Below are 15,146 nucleotides of genomic sequence, written 5' to 3'. Positions count from 1 at the left end.
GTGGCCGGGCCGACCTCGCTGATGAACGCCTTGCGGAACTCCTGCGGCCGGATCGAGAGTTCCACGTCGGTGCCGCCGCCCGGAATCGGGACCTGCACGGCGGTCGTGACGTCGGGCAGGGTACCGCCGGCACTGAGTGCGAACGCGGACTCGCCCTCGTCGGGCACGAACGCGGCGATGTACACCAGCGCCTTGACGTTCCCGTTCCCGGTCGCGGCGTTGGTGATCACCGCGCCGCCGTACGAGTGTCCGACCAGGATGACCGGGCCGGTGATCGAGGCGAGCACGGCCGCCAGGTAGGCGGCGTCGCCGGCCAACGCGCGCAACGGGTTGGCCACCGCGACCACCGGATAGCCGTCGTCCTGCAGGCGCTGTACCACACCGTTCCAGCCGGACGCGTCGGCGAACGCGCCGTGGACCAGCACGACGGTCGGGCAGGTGCCGCGGGCGGGCCGGGCCGAGGCACCGGATGCGGCCTGCGCGGGCGCCAGCGACGTGACGATGCCGAGACCCGCGGCGGCCGACACGGTGGCCAGGCCGGTCAGGACGGTCCGGCGGGAAGTACGGGCGGTGTTCATGCTCATTCCTTTCAACGCAGCGTGCGCGCGGCCGTGAGAATCACGTCCGCGACAGCGGTGGGCTGCGACACCATCACGGCGTGAGAACCGGCCGTCTCGGCGATGTGCGATCCGGCACGCTGCGCCATGAACCGCTGCGCATCCACGTGGATGGCCTGGTCATCGGCGGCCACCAGGTACCAGGACGGCAGCACCCGCCACGCCGGCTCCCCGGCCGCCTCGGTGAAACCGGCCAACGCGATCGGCCGCTGGCTGACCGCCATCACCTCGGCGGCCGGCGCGGGCACGTCGGCGGCGAACACCGCCGGGAACTGCGACCGGTCGATGCTCAGCTCGACCACCTTGTCACCGTGCTCGGCCCGCACGACGGTCTGCCGCAGCGCCGGCCCCATGAGCGTGGCCGGGAACTGCTCGACGATCCCGGTGAGGCTTTCGCCCTGCTCCGGGGCGAACGCCGTGACGAACACCAAGCCGGCCGCATTGGCGAGCTCACCGGCGGCCCCGGAGATCACCACGCCGCCATAGCTGTGCCCGACCAGCAGCACCCGGCCCGGCAGCTCGGCGGCCAGGTCCGCCACATAGCGGGCGTCCGCGGCCGGCCCCCGCAGCGGGTTCGCCACCGCCCACACGTCCAGGCCCGCCGCCTGCAACTGCGCGACAACGGCCGACCAACTCGACGCATCCGCGAACGCGCCGTGCACCAGGACAACCGTCAGGCCGTCCTCGGTACGCTCAGACTCAGTCATCTCTTCTCCCACCTCCACATCGACGTCGCCCGACCGTAGGCCGACGCCGATGCAAGATCAGTGACAAAAGTGTGACGACGCCGCGAGCACAGCGAAGTAGGGAAACCCGCTGGTCAGCCGTTCAGCGCCCAATAGCCGCGCGGCGGCACGCGGACCCAGACGTCCGGCACCCCGGTGGACGGCCGCGTATCGGCGAGCCGCAGACCGGCGCCGGCGCAACAGGAGGCGATGGCCTTTCCGCGGTACAGGTAGGTGTGCAGGATCGCCTCGGCCGGCTCGTCGGCCTCCGCAGCAGCCGCCGCCCGAGTGCAGGTCCCAGCCCTCGACCACGCCGTCGCGGTAGATCCGGCCCAGGTCGCCGCTCTTGCGGTTGGCCTACCTCGCGGCGCGCACCCCGCCGACGGACAGCCGCCGCGCGACGCTGGGCATCGAGGCGCCGTACGCCCACGGCTGGCTCACCACGCACCCACCCCAGCACGGCGGTGACGCCGACGGTCAGCACCGCGTCCTCGTCCGTCGGGTCTTCCCACGGCTCGCGCACGACCGCGAGGTCGACCGCCGTGCCCGCCAGCCGCCGCACCGCCTCGTTGAAGGGCTACGTTGGACTCGCTACGCTACCGGCATGCACACACATTTTCGTTGTGTGTGCTGGGTTTCTGGGCCCGAGTCCCCCCTTCGACACAAACCCCCACGCGCAGACATCTTGCGCAAATGGGTCACGCTGGTTCGAGCGTGCACATCGTCTCGGTGCAGAGCAACACGAGACCGTGTCGATGCAGATGCTCGGCGAGCCGTAGTCCGGAACGACCGTCGTGGCAGTCAGCGATCAGGCTCCGCAGGATCGCAATGATTCGATCTTCGCGGACGTAGAGGTTGCTCGCCCGGCCGCGTCTCGGCCGCGCGCTGGTCTGCCCGTGCCGGCAACGATAGGCAGGCCGCCCGTGCGACCAGCATGACTCGAACGCCCGCCCGCAGAGCCCGCACCGCAGCCGGCCCGCCAGCTGATAGCCGTGCGCGACACCCCGACCGGCTGACGATCCCGCGGCGAGCTGCTGTACGGCGACGAAGTCGGCCTCGGACACCAGCCCCGGGTGCGCCACCTGCACCGACACCACCCACTGATCCGGCCGCACCCAGCACTGCGTCCGGAACAAGCCAGGCAGATGCGGCGGCGTGCACCGGGCCGGCTGCCGGTTCCACACCTGCCGGCCGGCGTACCTCGCGTTGCCGAGGATCGACCGCACCGTCGTGGTGGTCCAGCCGGCCGTCGCTCGATGCCGATTTCCTGGCGCTGTCCGCCTCCGATGGACAGGGCGCGGCCAACTCGTTCAACGCCGCAGCGATCCCGGCCACGCTCCGGCCCGCCAGCCGCTCCGCAAAGATCCATCGAACGATGGGTGAGGTCGCCGGATCCGGGTCCAACCGCTGCAACCGGCGACCCCACATCGCATGCATCGGATTCGGATGCGCGGACCCGCATCCACCAGGCGATAGCCGAACGGCGGACGGCCGCCCAGAAACCGCCCCTCGTCGCGGGTCTGCGCCTGCATTGCGCGCAAACGCGCCCGCGGCACCTGCAGCCTCGCGCTCGCGCGACCCGGCCGATGAAGGGGTGTAGCGCCAAGGGCAAGCCTCGGCCGTCAGGGCGTGTCGGCCGATCCGGGCGCAAGGCGCGTGGTCCAGCGCTCCTCGATCCGCCCGAACTTCCACACCGCGATGGCGACGGCCCAGGCGAGGACGAACAGGGCGACGATGGCGTACCCGGCGTAGTCGAGGGGGATGTCGGCGATCGCGGCGAGCGGGCCGCTGGTGATGCCGGCCTGGTCGGCGAGGACGCCGATGAGCTCGATGGTGCCGATGATGAGCGCGACGGCGACGGAGATCGACGTGATGGTGATGTTGTAGAAGACCTTCCGGACCGGCTTGGCGAACGCCCAGCCGTAGGCGGCGTTCATGAAGACGCCGTCGATGGTGTCCATCAGGCACATGCCGGCGGCGAAGAGGATCGGCAGGACGAGGATGGAGTAGAACGGCAGGTTGAACGCGGCCGCGCCGCCGGCCAGGACGAGGAGGCCGACCTCGGTGGCGGTGTCGAAGCCGAGGCCGAAGAGCACGCCGATCGGGTAGATGTGCCAGGCGCGGCGGACCGACTTGGTGAGGCCGCCGAGGATGCGGTTCATGAAGCCGCGCTTGTTGAGCTGGTCTTCGAGCTCCTGTTCGTCGTACTCGCCGGCGCGCATGCGGCGGAAGACGCGGATGATGCCGAGCAGTACGACCAGGTTGAGGATGCCGAGGATCCACAGGAACAGCCCGGAGACCGACGCGCCGATGACGCCGGTGATCGAGTGGAGTTCGGAGTCGTCGTTCTCGACCTGCCCGGCGAGGGTCTTCACGCCGACCGACAGCAGGAACGCCAGGGTGAACACGATGGTGGAGTGGCCGAGGGAGAACCAGAACCCGACGGACAGCGGTTTGCGGTCCTCGCCGGTGGTGACGTTGTCGGCCATGAGCTTGCGGGTGGTGTTGTCGACCGCGGCGATGTGGTCCGCGTCGAAGGCGTGGCGCAGGCCGAAGGTGTAGGCAAGCAGCCCGACGCCGACGGTGAAGACCGGGTGGTCCCCGCCGAGCTGGAAGTGCTGCGGGACGACGAGCCCGAACAGCACCCCGAAGCCGACGACGTGCAGCAGGACGATGAAGGCGGTCATGCCGCCCAGCGCCCGCCAGTCGCGGCGGGTGAGGCTGGCGCGGAAGCGGGCGAGCCCGGACTGCTCGTCCGTGGTGGTGGCGGGGCTGCTCATGCGCCGGACGGTACTCCCCGTCGATCTCTTGTTGCAAGCTCTATGCAATAACAGCTCGTTGCCAACAGGTAAGCGATCAGGACACGCGCTCCGCTTGTTGCAACTTTATGGCAGATGCCGCAGAGTGGTGACAGTGGAGCGGGTGCTGCCGGGCCGGGTGCGGGTCGAGGTGCTGGTCGTAGGGGCTCGCGACGGGGCGGTGCACTACCGGCCGGTCGACGGGGAGCTGCCGGCGGGCGCGCATCCGGACGCGACGGCGACGGCGTTGGCCGCTTCGCTCGTGAACGCTCGGCCGGTGGCTGTGCCGGACGGGCTCGGCGGCGCCCAATGCGATGGTCCTCAGCCAGTCTGGGCGCCGCCTCCTCTCACCATGCTGCACTCCACGTCGTGGCGCTATGCCGCCGGCGCCGTGGTCCTCACCTACGTCGCCGTGTTCGACGGTGCGCCGCCGCCGGGCGCGACGGTGCTGGGCCCGCACGGCATCGCCCACTCCGGGGATCCGGCCGCGCCGAGCCCGCCGTATGTGTGCGCGGACGCGGTCGCCGCCCACGCGATGCGGCACGTGGCGTGGCTGCGCGGCGCCGACGAGGTGGCGGCGACCGCTCTGGCCCGGCTGCCGGGGCTGTGGCGGGCGCTGGACGGCTATGTACCCGCGCCGGCCGGCGGGTTCGCGCCGGCCGGTCCGGTGTCGGCTCACCGCCCCGGTTAGCCGACCGCGGCGAGGTGGACCGCGGCGACGGTGACGAGTCCGGCGCCGAAGACGGTGATCCCGCCCGCGGCGAGGACCGGGGTCACCCGGGAGGCCAGCCGCAGCGCGGTGCGGGACCGGGTGCTGCGGGTGACCAGGGAGCTGCCGGCCACGGCGAGGACGCCGACGGTGAACAGCACGACGGCCATGCCGATGCCGAAGGTGAGCACGAGCAGCAGCGCGAACCCGGCGCGGCCGAGGAACAGCCCGGTCGCCAGGACCAGGAACGCCGACGGCGACGGGGTCAGCCTGCCGGAGATGCCCAGCAGCAGCAGCCCGGGCCGCTTGCTGTGCTCGTGCGAGTGCCCGTGGTCGTGGTGGTCGTGGTCGTGCGCATGCCCGTGGCCGTGGGTGTGGCCGTGTTCGTGGTCGTGATGGTGGTGGCCGTGCAGGTGGCGGCGGAGCATCCACACGCCGGTGCCGAGGACGAGGACGCCGGCCGCGATCTGCAGCCACGTGGTGAGCTGCTCCATCCGGACCAGGCTCGACAGCGACAGGAACGTCCAGGCGACGCCGATGACCAGCACCGACAGGGTGTGCATGACGGCGACCGAGCCGCCGAGCCAGGCGGCGTCGCGGATCCGGCCGCGGGAGCCGGCCAGGTACGCCGCGGCCAGGGTCTTGCCGTGCCCGGGGGCGACCGCGTGCCCGGCCCCGGCGAGGAAGGCCAGCAGGAAGGCGAGGGGCGTGATGCCGGGCGTGTGGATGAGGTCCTGCAGCCGGTCCGCCGCGGCGGTCGCCCAGCCGGTCAGCGCGGTCATGCCGCCACCGCCCGGCGGCGCATCCGGCGGGCCACGACCTCGGCCCCGGCACCGGCCAGGAGCAGACCGCCGAGCACGGCGGCGAGCTGCACCGCGGCGCTGCGGCCCAGTCCCGCGCCGCCAGCCGGGGGTGGCCCGGTGAGGGTCCACGCATGGGTGTCGGCGCCGCCCTCGTAGACGGCGCGCTGCCCGTTGGGGCCGGTGGCCAGGGTCCGGTAGGCGGGGTTGAGGTCGGTGAGCATCCGCACCGCGACGGTGGCGGTGGCGACCGGGCCGGGGCAGGTGTAGTCGGCGGTGGCGCCCTTGAGCTGCAGGAACCCGATCGGCTGCTGGACCGTGCCCGGGCACGGCGCGGCGCCGTCGGTGACGGTGATCCGCTCGGTCAGGTAGGCGGCGAACCGGTCGGACGCGGCGAGGACGCCCGGGTCGTCGTACTGCACGTCGACGGTGCCGTCGGTCTTGACCCGGTCCCGGGGCAGGAGCCCGAGCGAGACGCCGAGCAGGGTCAGGTCGTCCGGGCCGCCGACCCGCCAGTGCACGTGCACAACCTCCGGCCGCTGCGCGTCGACCGCGACGTCCACGGTCTGCGGATCGCCGAACGGATGCGCCCCGGCGGGGCCGGGCGCGAGCACGGCCGCCCCGGCCGCGGCGCCGAGCAGGGCCGACGCCGCCCAGGCGCCGGCACGGATGGCGAAGGGCACGGACCACACTCCCGACAGCACAGGGGACGGCGAACGGCGGACAGTCTCGCCGCCGCCGCGCACGCGTGCAGGGGGTGGCCGGTGATCGACAACAGTCGGCCGGGTGAATTCTCGGCGGCCGTCACCCGGCCGGTGGCATCGTCAGCGCCTGCTCGACGAGCAGGTTCAGCTCCTGCACCAGGTCGTCCATGGGCTGCCCGGTCTGCGCGCGGACCAGGCCGAGCGCGAGCTCGGCGAGCAGGCAGAACGCGCGGGCCTGGTCGGTCGGGGTGGCGAAGGCGGCGAGGAGGGCCTCCGCGCCGTCGAGGTCACCGCGCGCTCGTGCGGCGATGACCCCGGCGGCGCGCTGGACCGCCTCGGCCGCGCGGGCCGGCGACGGTGCGCCCATCCGGCTCAGGCAGCCGGGTTCGCGGTCGCGGCGGCGTAGCGGGCCTGCACGTCGGCCCAGTTGACCAGGCCCCACAGCCGGTCGACGTAGTCCGGGCGGACGTTGCGGTACTGCAGGTAGTACGCGTGCTCCCACGCGTCGAACACGAGCAGCGGCGTGGCGCCCTGCCCGACGTTGCCGTGGTGGTCGTACACCTGCTCCACCAGCAGCCGCCGGCCGAGGGGCTCCCAGGCCAGGACGCCCCAGCCCGAGCCCTGCACGCCCTTGGTGGCCGTGGACAGCTGACCCGCGAACGCCTCGAAGGAGCCGAAGTGCTCGTCGATCGCCGCGGCGAGGTCGCCGTCCGGGCGGTCGCCGCCGTCCGGGGACAGGTTGTTCCAGAAGATCGAGTGCAGGACGTGGCCGGACAGGTTGAACGCCAGGGTCTTCTCCAAACCGACGAGGGCACCGAAGTCACCCTTCTCGCGCAGCTCGGCGAGCTGGTCGAGGGCGTCGTTGCTGCCCTTGACGTAGGCCGCGTGGTGTTTGCCGTGGTGCAGCTCCAGGATCTCCCCGGACATCACCGGCTCCAGGGCGCCGAAGTCGTAGGGCAGGTCGGGCAGCGTGTAGACAGCCATGCACGATCCTCTCAGAGTTCTGCCGTATCTTTGCTTCTGCCATTATCTTGCAATAACACCGCCTGGGGTGCCGAACGGAGGGGTGATGCACACCGCAGAGCAGCGCATCGCCGCCGCGATCACGGCCATCCGCGCGGCCGGCGGCCGCGCCACCGGCGCACGCGGCGCGGTCCTGCGCGTCCTGGCCGCCGCAACCCACCTCTCCGCCGCCGACGTCCACGCCCGGCTCGCCGCCACCGGTGCACGGATCGACCTGTCCACCGTGCACCGGGTCCTCGCCACGCTCGCCGGGCTCGAGGTCGTGCACGTCGTACCGATCGGCGGCGCCCTCACCTACGGGCTGGCCGACCGGCCGCACCACCACACCGTCTGCCGCCGCTGCGGCACCGTCCGGCAACTCCCCCCGTCGGCGGTCGCCGCCGCGATCGCCGCGGCCACCGCCGACGGCACCTTCACCACCGACACCGCCGGCCGCGACGGCGGCGTCGTCGTCTACGGCACCTGCACCACCTGCCCGGCCGGACCAGCCCGATGACGAGCGCCCCGGCCCGGGTCGCGCACCGCCTGATTCCGCAGTCCGGGCCGGGCCGTGTCCTCGCCGCGTCGAACCTGGTCTTCACCCTCGGCAGCGGCATGTACCTCACCGCCGGCGTGCTCTACTTCACCGAAGTCGCCCACCTCCCCGCCGGTCAGGTCGGGCTCGGCCTCATGGTGGCCGGGCTCATCTCGCTCGCGCTGGGCATCATGGTCGGGCACCTCGCCGACCGGCACGGCGCCCGCGGGGTGTACGCCTCGGCGCTGCTCATCCAGGCCGCCGCCACCGCCGGCTTCGTCGTCGCCGACGACTTCTGGTCGTTCGTCGCCGTGGTGAGCGCGGCGACCGGCGCGAAGGCAGCCGGCGTCGCCGCGCGCAGCCCGCTGATCCGCCAGCACGGCGGCGACCGGCCACAGCAGTTCCGCGCCTACCTGCGCGCCGTGACCAACGTGGGCGTCTCCGTCGGCGCCCTCCTCGCCGGCTCCGCCGTCCAGGCCGGCACCGCGACGGCGTACGACCTGATGGTGTGGGCGACCGCGGCGCTGACCGCGGCCTCGGCAGTGTTTCTGGCCTTCCTGCCGCCGATCTCCCCCGTCCGCGCCGCGGCCGGGCCGCGCTGGATCGCCCTGCACGACCGGCCCTACCTGCTGCTCACCATGCTCGACGGCGTCATGGCGATCCAGTTCAAGGTCCTGACCGTCGCCATCCCGCTCTGGCTCGTCGCCGACACCGCCGCACCGCGCTGGCTGATCTCCGCGACCATGCTCACCGGCACACTCATGGTCATCGCGTTCCAGGTCCGGGCCAGCCGCAGCGTGACCTCGCTCCCGTCCGGGGCCGCCGCCTACCGCCGGGCCGGGTTCGCGTTCCTCGCCGCCTGCGCGCTGATCTCACTGACCGCGGGCATCCCGGGCTGGGCGGCAGCCGCACTGCTCATCACGGCAGTCGTCGTGCACACCGTCGGCGAAGTGTGGCACGCCGCAGCCGGCTTCGAGGTCTCGTTCGTGCTCGCGCCCGAACACGCCACCGGGCAATACCTCGGCGTCTTCGGCCTCGGCGCCGGCCTGGCCGAAGCGTTCGGGCCCGGACTGCTGATCTGGCTGTGCATCGAATGGGGCCGACCCGGCTGGTACGTCGTCGGCGCGATGTTCGCCCTCACCGGCACCGCCGTCCAGATCGCCGTCCGACACGCCCACGACAACGCCCTCCGCCACGCCTCGAGACCCGCAGAACCAGCCCCCCGCCCGGCGCGTTGAACGCCCGGCCATCACCAACGAGTCCCCGTACATGCAGGTTCTCCGGGACTGGCCAACGAAACGTTCGCACCGGACGACGCCGCCAACCCACGTTGTAGCTTCTGCAAGATCGCGCTATGGCCAGCCACATGAACATCTGTGCCGTGGCACAGATGCCACATGTCGAAATTCAAGTCCCTTCGACGCAAATCCCCAGGCGCAGACATTTTGCGCTAATCGGTCACGCTGGTTCGAGCGTGCACACGGTCTCGGTGCAGCGCATGACGAGGCCTTGTCGCCGTAGATGCTCGGCGAGCCGCGGCCCTGGCTGGTCGTTGCCGCACTCGGGGATCAGGCCTCGGAGCATCGTGACAACCCGATCTTCGCGGACGTAGAGGTTCCTTATCCGGTCCCGTCTTGGTCGTGCGCTCGTCTGGCCGTGACGGCAGCGATAGGCAGGCCGCCCATGCGACCAGCACGACTCGAACGCACGGCCGCAGCGTCCGCACCGCAACCGGCCCGCAAGCTGGTGGCAATGGGCGACACCCCGGCCGGCCGACGATCCGGCAGCGAGCTGCTGCAGCGCGACGAAGTCGGCCTCGGACACCAGCGCCGGGTGCGCCACCTGCGATGAGATGACCCATTGCTCCGGCCGGGCCCAGCACTGTGTCCGGAACGGGCCGGGCAGGTGCGGCGGTGTGTACCGGGCCGGCTGACGGTTCCATACCTGCCGGCCGGTGTACTTCGCGTTGCCCAGGATCGATCGCACCGTCGTGGTCGCCCAGCCGGCCGCCGCCCGACGCCGAAAACGGGACCCCTCCGCCTCCGACGGACACGACACGCCCCGCTCGTTCAGCGCCGCAGCGATCCCGGCCACGCTCCGGCCCGCCAGCCGCTCGGCGAAGATCCACCGGACGATCGGTGAGGTCACCGGGTCCGGGTCCAGCCGCTGTAACCGCCGGCCCCACGTCGCATGCACCGGATTCGGATGCGGCCCCGCATCCACCAGGCGATACCCGTACGGCGGCCGGTCGCCCAGAAACCGTCCCTCATCACGGGTCTGCGCCTGCATCGCGCGCAGCGCACGCCACCGCGCCCGCAACACCTCCCGCCGTGACTGCGCCCCGAGCAGCATGATCCAGTGCCTGGTGCGATGCGTCGGCCAGGTCGAGCCGGCCGTGCACCTCGGGCAACCACAACTGCACGTCGTGCGCCTCGAACACGGGTACAAGGGCGAGGAGTTGGTTGCCGCAGAAGGCCCGCTCGTACTCCCCCACCACGACCGCGTCGAACCTGCGATCCGGGTCAGCGACGGCCGCCAGCAACGCGGCCGCCTGCGGCCGGTCCCGCCATGGCAACCGCCGGCTGCGGGACACATCGAAGAACTCCGCCGCGATCCCGCCGTGGCCGGCGATCAGATCCTCAGCGACATCGCGCTGCCACCGGCGGGATGAGTCGCGCTCCTGAAAGGAGGCAGTCGACACGCGCCCATAGAACGCAAACCGCAAATCTTCCGAACGCACGGCCGGCGATCCGGACGCCTCCTCGCGGCCGATCCAGTCCGACAGCAGGTCCTCGACAACGATGTCCATCGCAAGCCTCGCTACACGGGAAAGGTAACGACGTCATTGACGCGCAGCCTCAACCGACACCAACGCACGTTCAGTCCGATCCGCGCCGCGCCGCTCTGCCATTGCGAAGGCCCGCTGCCGCAATCCCAGCGGTCCCTCGCCGCGCCGCGGCCCCACCGAGCGCGCGGATCGCGGCATGTCAGCGCACCGGGTCAGCGCGCCCAGTCAGGGCCCGACGGGCAGAACCTGCGATGCAGCGTGGCACCTTCGTGTTCAAGGAAGCCTCTGAGCAGCCGAGCGCAATCCGCACCGAGCGTGCAGTCCTTGCCGGACTCGTGCACGATGATGGTTCCCGAGCAGCTCACCGGTCCGTGCGTCGGCAGCGGAAAATCTCCGGAGGCAGCGGGACCGGCGATCGGATCGAAGTCCTCGGGATTGAGCCTATAACGACGCTCGAACGCAGGGTGCAGCGAAACCTCCAACCCGTAGAACGCGTGGTTCCGGCGCTGTTCCCGCCCGTTGTCGAAGTCGCCGTCGGTCAGCCGCCTGAGTCCGGCCAGCTCCGTCAGGCCAAGGTAGTCGAACGCGTCCGCGGCGCGCAGGATCTCCTCGACGGTGCACGTGTCAGCGACCGCACTGGTGCCGCTGCCCATGATCCGGGCGTGCGGCTTGCTCATGGCATGGAGGTGCCGAGGCGACCCGTCAGAGCGCGAGATCGGTGGGCCGGAGCCGCTGGAAGGCCACTCAGGCTCGGGATGGGATCACGGCACGGCACGGCATTTTGGCCGTCGGAGCCCATGCTCAGGGTCGGGGCGCGGGCAAGGGTCCGGGCGAAGAGCCGCACCGTGCCTGACCACGGTCGGCACGACCGTGGTTGAGCCGCGCCGGCGCCATGGACGAGGCCGGCTCGCTCCGCAGCTCCTGTCGAGTGCGGGTGGGGCTGCGGTCGGCGAACCCGTCGAACAGGCGCAGCCCCAGCTCGACGGTGCGGAGCCCGTCGGCCAAGGCGTGGTGAAGCTTGATCAGCAGCGCGAAACGCTGCTCCGAGAGGCCGGTCATAAGGTGCAGTTGCCACAGTGGGCGGCCGAGGTCGAGGGGTTCGGCCATCAGCTCGCAGGCGAGCACGGTCATCGCGTTCGTGCCGCGCTGCAGTCTGTGGGTGTGGACGTGCCGGGACAGCTCGAACGTCGTGTCGGGCGTCCATACCGCGCCGCCCGGCGGCAACCATGTGCTCCGCACACGCTGGAGCAGCGCCGGTATCCGCGCAACGCGCTCGCCGAGCACCGTGACCAGCCGGGCGGGCGGAATCCGTTCCCGCGGCTGGAAGATGGCCAGCGCGCCCAGGTGCATCGGTGCCCGCGGGGACTCCAGGCGTAGGAAGGCAGTATCGAGATCACTCAACCGCTCGTCATCCACCGACAGCACTCTCCATGCGAAGTTGGCTGGGTGCGGCGCCCTCCCCCCGCCGGGCACGACGCGCTCTGCCCAGCAAATGTCGCAACTTCCCGTCGTCCATCCGACACGGGTGTGCAAACGTCACCTCGGCAACGCCTTGAATCACCCGAGGTGCCGCCGAGCTGACCCGCGCAGCGCCATGACGAAAGCCCAGCCGGACGGCCAGGGCAGCCTGCGGTCGCGGACCGGGGTGGTCGGGCGCTGCCCGCTGCGTGGCCGGGAACGCTGGGTGCTCGTCAGGCCGGTTGCAGCTCAGGCGCCACCGGCGGTGACGATCGCGTCGGTAAGGAATCCAGCGATCAGCCCTACGAGGAGCCCGTATGCGAGCATGTCGGTGCGCTTGGATTTTGCCGCCACGCCCAGCAGTTGAGTGATCACGTAGATGATTGATCCGGCGGCCAGGGTGAGGAACACGACACTGACCGGTTCGCTGGTGAACCCGTGCCCCAGCACTGTGCCCACGAATGTGGGGCCACCGCCGATCAGTCCCAGGGCGAGGAGGAAGCCCCACGACGGACGACGGGCGCTGCCGTCGGTGTCGGTGTCCCCGGCCAGCGGCGCGGTGATGCCGAAGCCCTCGGTCGCGTTGTGCAGCGCGAAGCCGATGACCAGGAGGGTGGCCAGGCCGATCTCGCCCGTGGCGGCGGACTGGCCGATGGCCAGCCCTTCGGCGAAGTTGTGCAGCGCGATCCCGACCGCGATCAGCAGCGCGAGGCGACGGGCTGGGCTCCACGAGGACAGTCCTGCCGCAACGGGGCTCAGTTCGGTGACGTGCGCGGCGCCGGGCCCGAGGTTGGCCGGCGCCTCGACAGCGCGCGCCCGGGCCGCGGCCCGGCCCATCCAGCGTTCGTAGCCGACCAGTGACAGCAGCCCGACGGTGAGCCCGCCGATGAACAATGCGCCGTAGCCGACGGCGCTGCCCAGGCCACCAGTACCCTCGTGAAGGCTGCCCAGCGCGGCATCGATCGGCTCCCAGGCGTGGGAGAGCACATCCCAGACCAGAAAGAGCAGGACGCCAACCGCGATCGCATTGAGCAGGACCCGTAGGCTGGCGGCGGGACGGCGGAGGCGTCCGATCGGCAGGCCGAACAGGATCGTCACCCCCGCGATGAATCCCATGAGCAGCGTCGGACCCAATCCCATGACGTCTCCCTTCTCGTCGCGCGCGGACGTCCAAAATTAGGTTAGGCTCACCTCGCAGGTCAAGGCGCGTCGGGTCTGGACACCGTGACTCAACCAGCCCGAACACACCGTGTCGTCGCCACCAGGCACGACAACTCGCCGTGCGTTTCGCGATCAATGAAGCCGGCGTGCACGCGCATCGGGGGACGCGGGTGAACCCTGCCAGGGGTGCGGGAGGAAGGAGCTTTTTGGGTTCAGCCTTCTGCTGCTGGTAGGCGATCGCTGACGGTTCCGCTACGGCGCTCGTGGAGACGTGGTCCGTGCTTGCGGTCCTTGACATGGGCGTAGCTCATGAGGGCGAACAGGACCGTGAGCAGGACCGCTGACGAGCCGAGTGTGCCCAGGTCCAGGCCGCCCTTGGCGGTGGGTTTGGTGAGGAGGTCGCCGGCGGTGGCGCCCAGTGGCCGGGTCAGCACGAACGCAGCCCAGAACAACGCTACATTCGGCACAGGGGGAACGTACTTGAGGGCGAGCAGGGCCACGAGGGTGCCGGTGACGAGTAGGGCGCTGCCGCCGTAGCCCAGGCCGGAGCTGTCGGACAGGAAGTCGCCCATCGAGGTGCCCAGCGTGTTGGAGACCAGGATCGCCGCCCAGAACAGCGCCTCACCGCGGAACGTGTCGATGTCACGGATGGCGAACGTCAGTCCGGTGTACCGCCACGCCACGAAGATGGCGATCAACAGCGCGACAAGAATCGCCGCGCCGGTCGGGTAGCCCAGTCCCAGTCCCTGCGGCCCCCAGCCGAGCGCGTCGGCGCCGGCGGGGAGGTACTTTGCGGTCGCGTCGCGGTTCATGAAGTCCGACATGGTGGTGCCGGCCATGCTCGTGGACAGGATGACCGTCCAGTAGAAGAAGGGGTTGTACCTGCGGGAGCGCAACTGCACCAGCAACGTGACCACGAACATGCCGAACAGGGCGATCGTGGTCAGCAAGTACCCCAGCTTGAGGGTCTGGGCGAACAGGTCCCCGGCGGTCTCACCCAGGGTCGTGGCGGCGATCTTCATGATCCAGAAGGCGAGGGTGACCTCGGGCAGTTTCTTCATGACGTACCGGCCGCCGTGGGTGAACTGCGTTTTGTTGGCGTCCTCCGCATTTTTCACGAGAGCTCCTTGCACCGGTCGGTCGCCGGGCCCGGCGACAGCGGGCAAATTTGGGCAAATCTACGCCAAGTTGGATAAGAAGCACCTGAGCGGCGGACGCTCCCACCCTCAGGCTCGCCGGCCCAGCGGACCCGCAGCGCTGGGACGCAACACGACCCGCGCATGCTGATCCCATCCCGAGCCTGAGTGGCCTTACAGCGGCTCCGGCCCACCGATGTCGCCCGCTCCTGACGGGTCGCCTCGGCTCAACGCTCCGCAACGCTCTCAGCGTTCTCTCATCGGCGAGGAGCAGGCTTGAGTGGCCGATCAAGGGGGTGATCGCGTGCGGGTGCTGCTCGTGGAGGACGAGGAGGTGCTGGCCAAGACGATCCGGCAGGCGTTGCACGCCGACGGGTTCGCAGTGGATCTGGCCTTCTGCGGCACCGAAGGTCTGTGGGCAGCGCGCCAGACGCGGTATGACGTCGTGGTGCTGGACATCATGCTGCCCGGACTCAACGGCTACGAGGTGTGCCGGCAGTTGCGGGCGTCGGGCGTGTGGACGCCGGTGCTGATGCTGACCGCCAAGGACGGCGAGTTCGACGAGGCCGACGCCTTCGACCTCGGCGCCGACGACTACCTGACCAAGCCGTTCAGCTTCGTGGTGCTGGTAGCCAGGCTGCGGGCGCTCATCCGTCGGGGTGCGCCCGAGCGACCGGCCGTGCTCACCGCAGGGGACCTCAGCCTCGATCCGG

At 70.9% G+C, this 15,146-nt stretch carries 17 protein-coding genes and 2 pseudogenes; 4 read left to right on the top strand and 15 right to left on the bottom strand.

All coding sequences use genetic code 11. The features are described 5' to 3' along the window. Nucleotides 1–47 precede the first annotated feature (47 nt). From ABD901_RS34450 to nicT, 5 genes and pseudogenes are all read right to left on the bottom strand, one after another. A pseudogene (locus tag ABD901_RS34450) lies at nt 48–578 on the bottom strand (esterase/lipase family protein); the annotation flags it as partial. A gap of 11 nt (nt 579–589) precedes the next feature. Next, on the bottom strand, nt 590–1,324 hold the full coding sequence (locus ABD901_RS34445; protein ID WP_345133359.1) for an alpha/beta fold hydrolase: 735 nt from the start codon (nt 1,322–1,324) through the stop codon (nt 590–592). A gap of 716 nt (nt 1,325–2,040) precedes the next feature. Further along, nucleotides 2,041–2,406 (bottom strand): recombinase zinc ribbon domain-containing protein, encoded by a 366-nt coding sequence (locus ABD901_RS34440; RefSeq protein WP_345133589.1) that lies wholly within the window; start codon nt 2,404–2,406, stop codon nt 2,041–2,043. Beyond that, a pseudogene (locus ABD901_RS34435) lies at nt 2,380–2,592 on the bottom strand (recombinase family protein); the annotation flags it as partial. The gene ABD901_RS34440 and the pseudogene ABD901_RS34435, both read right to left, overlap by 27 nt. 372 nt (nt 2,593–2,964) lie before the next feature. Then, nucleotides 2,965–4,122 carry a Nickel transporter NicT gene (gene nicT / locus ABD901_RS34430; RefSeq protein ID WP_345133357.1) on the bottom strand — a complete coding sequence of 386 codons (1,158 nt, stop codon included), beginning with the start codon at nt 4,120–4,122 and terminating at the stop codon, nt 2,965–2,967. 133 nt (nt 4,123–4,255) lie between these two features. Between nicT and ABD901_RS34425 the strand changes: the two genes are divergently transcribed. Further along, entirely contained in the window at nt 4,256–4,831 is a 576-nt protein-coding gene (locus ABD901_RS34425) for a hypothetical protein (protein WP_345133356.1), read from the top strand. Here the strand turns inward: ABD901_RS34425 and ABD901_RS34420 are convergent. The 4 genes from ABD901_RS34420 to ABD901_RS34405 form a co-directional block, all read right to left on the bottom strand. Then, on the bottom strand, nt 4,828–5,631 hold the full coding sequence (locus ABD901_RS34420; RefSeq protein ID WP_345133355.1) for a HoxN/HupN/NixA family nickel/cobalt transporter: 804 nt from the start codon (nt 5,629–5,631) through the stop codon (nt 4,828–4,830). The genes ABD901_RS34425 and ABD901_RS34420 overlap by 4 nt on opposite strands. Then, nucleotides 5,628–6,332, bottom strand: a complete 705-nt coding sequence (locus tag ABD901_RS34415; protein ID WP_345133353.1) for a hypothetical protein — start codon at nt 6,330–6,332, stop codon at nt 5,628–5,630. The genes ABD901_RS34420 and ABD901_RS34415 overlap by 4 nt, the downstream gene beginning before the upstream one ends. Before the next feature lie 121 nt (nt 6,333–6,453). Then, nucleotides 6,454–6,720 carry a superoxide dismutase gene (locus ABD901_RS34410; RefSeq protein ID WP_345133351.1) on the bottom strand — a complete coding sequence of 89 codons (267 nt, stop codon included), beginning with the start codon at nt 6,718–6,720 and terminating at the stop codon, nt 6,454–6,456. Between the two features lie 5 nt (nt 6,721–6,725). Then, nucleotides 6,726–7,337, bottom strand: coding sequence for a superoxide dismutase (locus ABD901_RS34405; protein ID WP_345133349.1), 612 nt, complete (start codon nt 7,335–7,337; stop codon nt 6,726–6,728). A gap of 85 nt (nt 7,338–7,422) precedes the next feature. On the opposite strand from ABD901_RS34405, the gene ABD901_RS34400 reads away from it, so the two are divergent. Together ABD901_RS34400 and ABD901_RS34395 are read left to right on the top strand one after the other, a co-directional pair. Next, complete coding sequence (locus tag ABD901_RS34400) at nt 7,423–7,872, top strand: Fur family transcriptional regulator (protein WP_345133347.1); 450 nt, start codon at nt 7,423–7,425, stop codon at nt 7,870–7,872. Further along, the gene (locus ABD901_RS34395; protein WP_345133345.1) at nt 7,869–9,128 is read left to right on the top strand and encodes an MFS transporter; all 1,260 of its coding nucleotides are present in this window, start codon (nt 7,869–7,871) and stop codon (nt 9,126–9,128) included. The genes ABD901_RS34400 and ABD901_RS34395 overlap by 4 nt, the downstream gene beginning before the upstream one ends. 220 nt (nt 9,129–9,348) lie before the next feature. Here ABD901_RS34395 and ABD901_RS34390 read toward each other — a convergent pair whose 3' ends face one another. From ABD901_RS34390 to ABD901_RS34365, 6 genes are all read right to left on the bottom strand, one after another. Continuing rightward, entirely contained in the window at nt 9,349–10,179 is an 831-nt protein-coding gene (locus tag ABD901_RS34390; RefSeq protein ID WP_345133343.1) for a recombinase family protein, read from the bottom strand. Continuing rightward, nucleotides 10,160–10,699, bottom strand: coding sequence for a recombinase family protein (locus tag ABD901_RS34385; protein ID WP_345133341.1), 540 nt, complete (start codon nt 10,697–10,699; stop codon nt 10,160–10,162). The genes ABD901_RS34390 and ABD901_RS34385 overlap by 20 nt, the downstream gene beginning before the upstream one ends. 191 nt (nt 10,700–10,890) lie before the next feature. Continuing rightward, the gene (locus ABD901_RS34380) at nt 10,891–11,355 is read right to left on the bottom strand and encodes a hypothetical protein (RefSeq protein ID WP_345133339.1); all 465 of its coding nucleotides are present in this window, start codon (nt 11,353–11,355) and stop codon (nt 10,891–10,893) included. Nucleotides 11,356–11,479: 124 nt separating this feature from the next. Continuing rightward, nucleotides 11,480–12,094, bottom strand: a complete 615-nt coding sequence (locus tag ABD901_RS34375) for a wax ester/triacylglycerol synthase domain-containing protein (protein WP_345133337.1) — start codon at nt 12,092–12,094, stop codon at nt 11,480–11,482. Between the two features lie 291 nt (nt 12,095–12,385). Continuing rightward, nucleotides 12,386–13,276 (bottom strand): ZIP family metal transporter, encoded by an 891-nt coding sequence (locus ABD901_RS34370; RefSeq protein WP_345133335.1) that lies wholly within the window; start codon nt 13,274–13,276, stop codon nt 12,386–12,388. 233 nt (nt 13,277–13,509) lie between these two features. Further along, nucleotides 13,510–14,415 (bottom strand): COG4705 family protein, encoded by a 906-nt coding sequence (locus ABD901_RS34365; protein ID WP_345133333.1) that lies wholly within the window; start codon nt 14,413–14,415, stop codon nt 13,510–13,512. Nucleotides 14,416–14,737: 322 nt separating this feature from the next. Here ABD901_RS34365 and ABD901_RS34360 point away from each other — a divergent pair. Beyond that, a partial coding sequence (locus ABD901_RS34360) for a response regulator transcription factor (RefSeq protein WP_345133331.1) occupies nt 14,738–15,146 on the top strand: 409 nt, incomplete at its 3' end.

It is taken from the genome of Dactylosporangium darangshiense (assembly GCF_039537565.1).
Lineage (GTDB): Bacteria > Actinomycetota > Actinomycetes > Mycobacteriales > Micromonosporaceae > Dactylosporangium > Dactylosporangium darangshiense.
This window is presented reverse-complemented; position numbering and strand designations above follow the sequence as displayed.

What these genes read in the sequence shown, in the direction of transcription:
- ABD901_RS34420 (WP_345133355.1), bottom strand. Translation starts at nt 5,631, where the DNA reads ATGACCGCGCTGACCGGCTGGGCGACCGCCGCGGCGGACCGGCTGCAG.
- ABD901_RS34410 (WP_345133351.1), bottom strand. Translation starts at nt 6,720, where the DNA reads ATGGGCGCACCGTCGCCGGCCCGCGCGGCCGAGGCGGTCCAGCGCGCC.
- ABD901_RS34395 (WP_345133345.1), top strand. Translation starts at nt 7,869, where the DNA reads ATGACGAGCGCCCCGGCCCGGGTCGCGCACCGCCTGATTCCGCAGTCC.
- ABD901_RS34380 (WP_345133339.1), bottom strand. Translation starts at nt 11,355, where the DNA reads ATGAGCAAGCCGCACGCCCGGATCATGGGCAGCGGCACCAGTGCGGTC.
- ABD901_RS34385 (WP_345133341.1), bottom strand. Translation starts at nt 10,699, where the DNA reads ATGGACATCGTTGTCGAGGACCTGCTGTCGGACTGGATCGGCCGCGAG.
- ABD901_RS34370 (WP_345133335.1), bottom strand. Translation starts at nt 13,276, where the DNA reads ATGGGATTGGGTCCGACGCTGCTCATGGGATTCATCGCGGGGGTGACG.
- nicT (WP_345133357.1), bottom strand. Translation starts at nt 4,122, where the DNA reads ATGAGCAGCCCCGCCACCACCACGGACGAGCAGTCCGGGCTCGCCCGC.
- ABD901_RS34400 (WP_345133347.1), top strand. Translation starts at nt 7,423, where the DNA reads ATGCACACCGCAGAGCAGCGCATCGCCGCCGCGATCACGGCCATCCGC.
- ABD901_RS34405 (WP_345133349.1), bottom strand. Translation starts at nt 7,337, where the DNA reads ATGGCTGTCTACACGCTGCCCGACCTGCCCTACGACTTCGGCGCCCTG.
- ABD901_RS34445 (WP_345133359.1), bottom strand. Translation starts at nt 1,324, where the DNA reads ATGACTGAGTCTGAGCGTACCGAGGACGGCCTGACGGTTGTCCTGGTG.
- ABD901_RS34390 (WP_345133343.1), bottom strand. Translation starts at nt 10,179, where the DNA reads ATGCAGGCGCAGACCCGTGATGAGGGACGGTTTCTGGGCGACCGGCCG.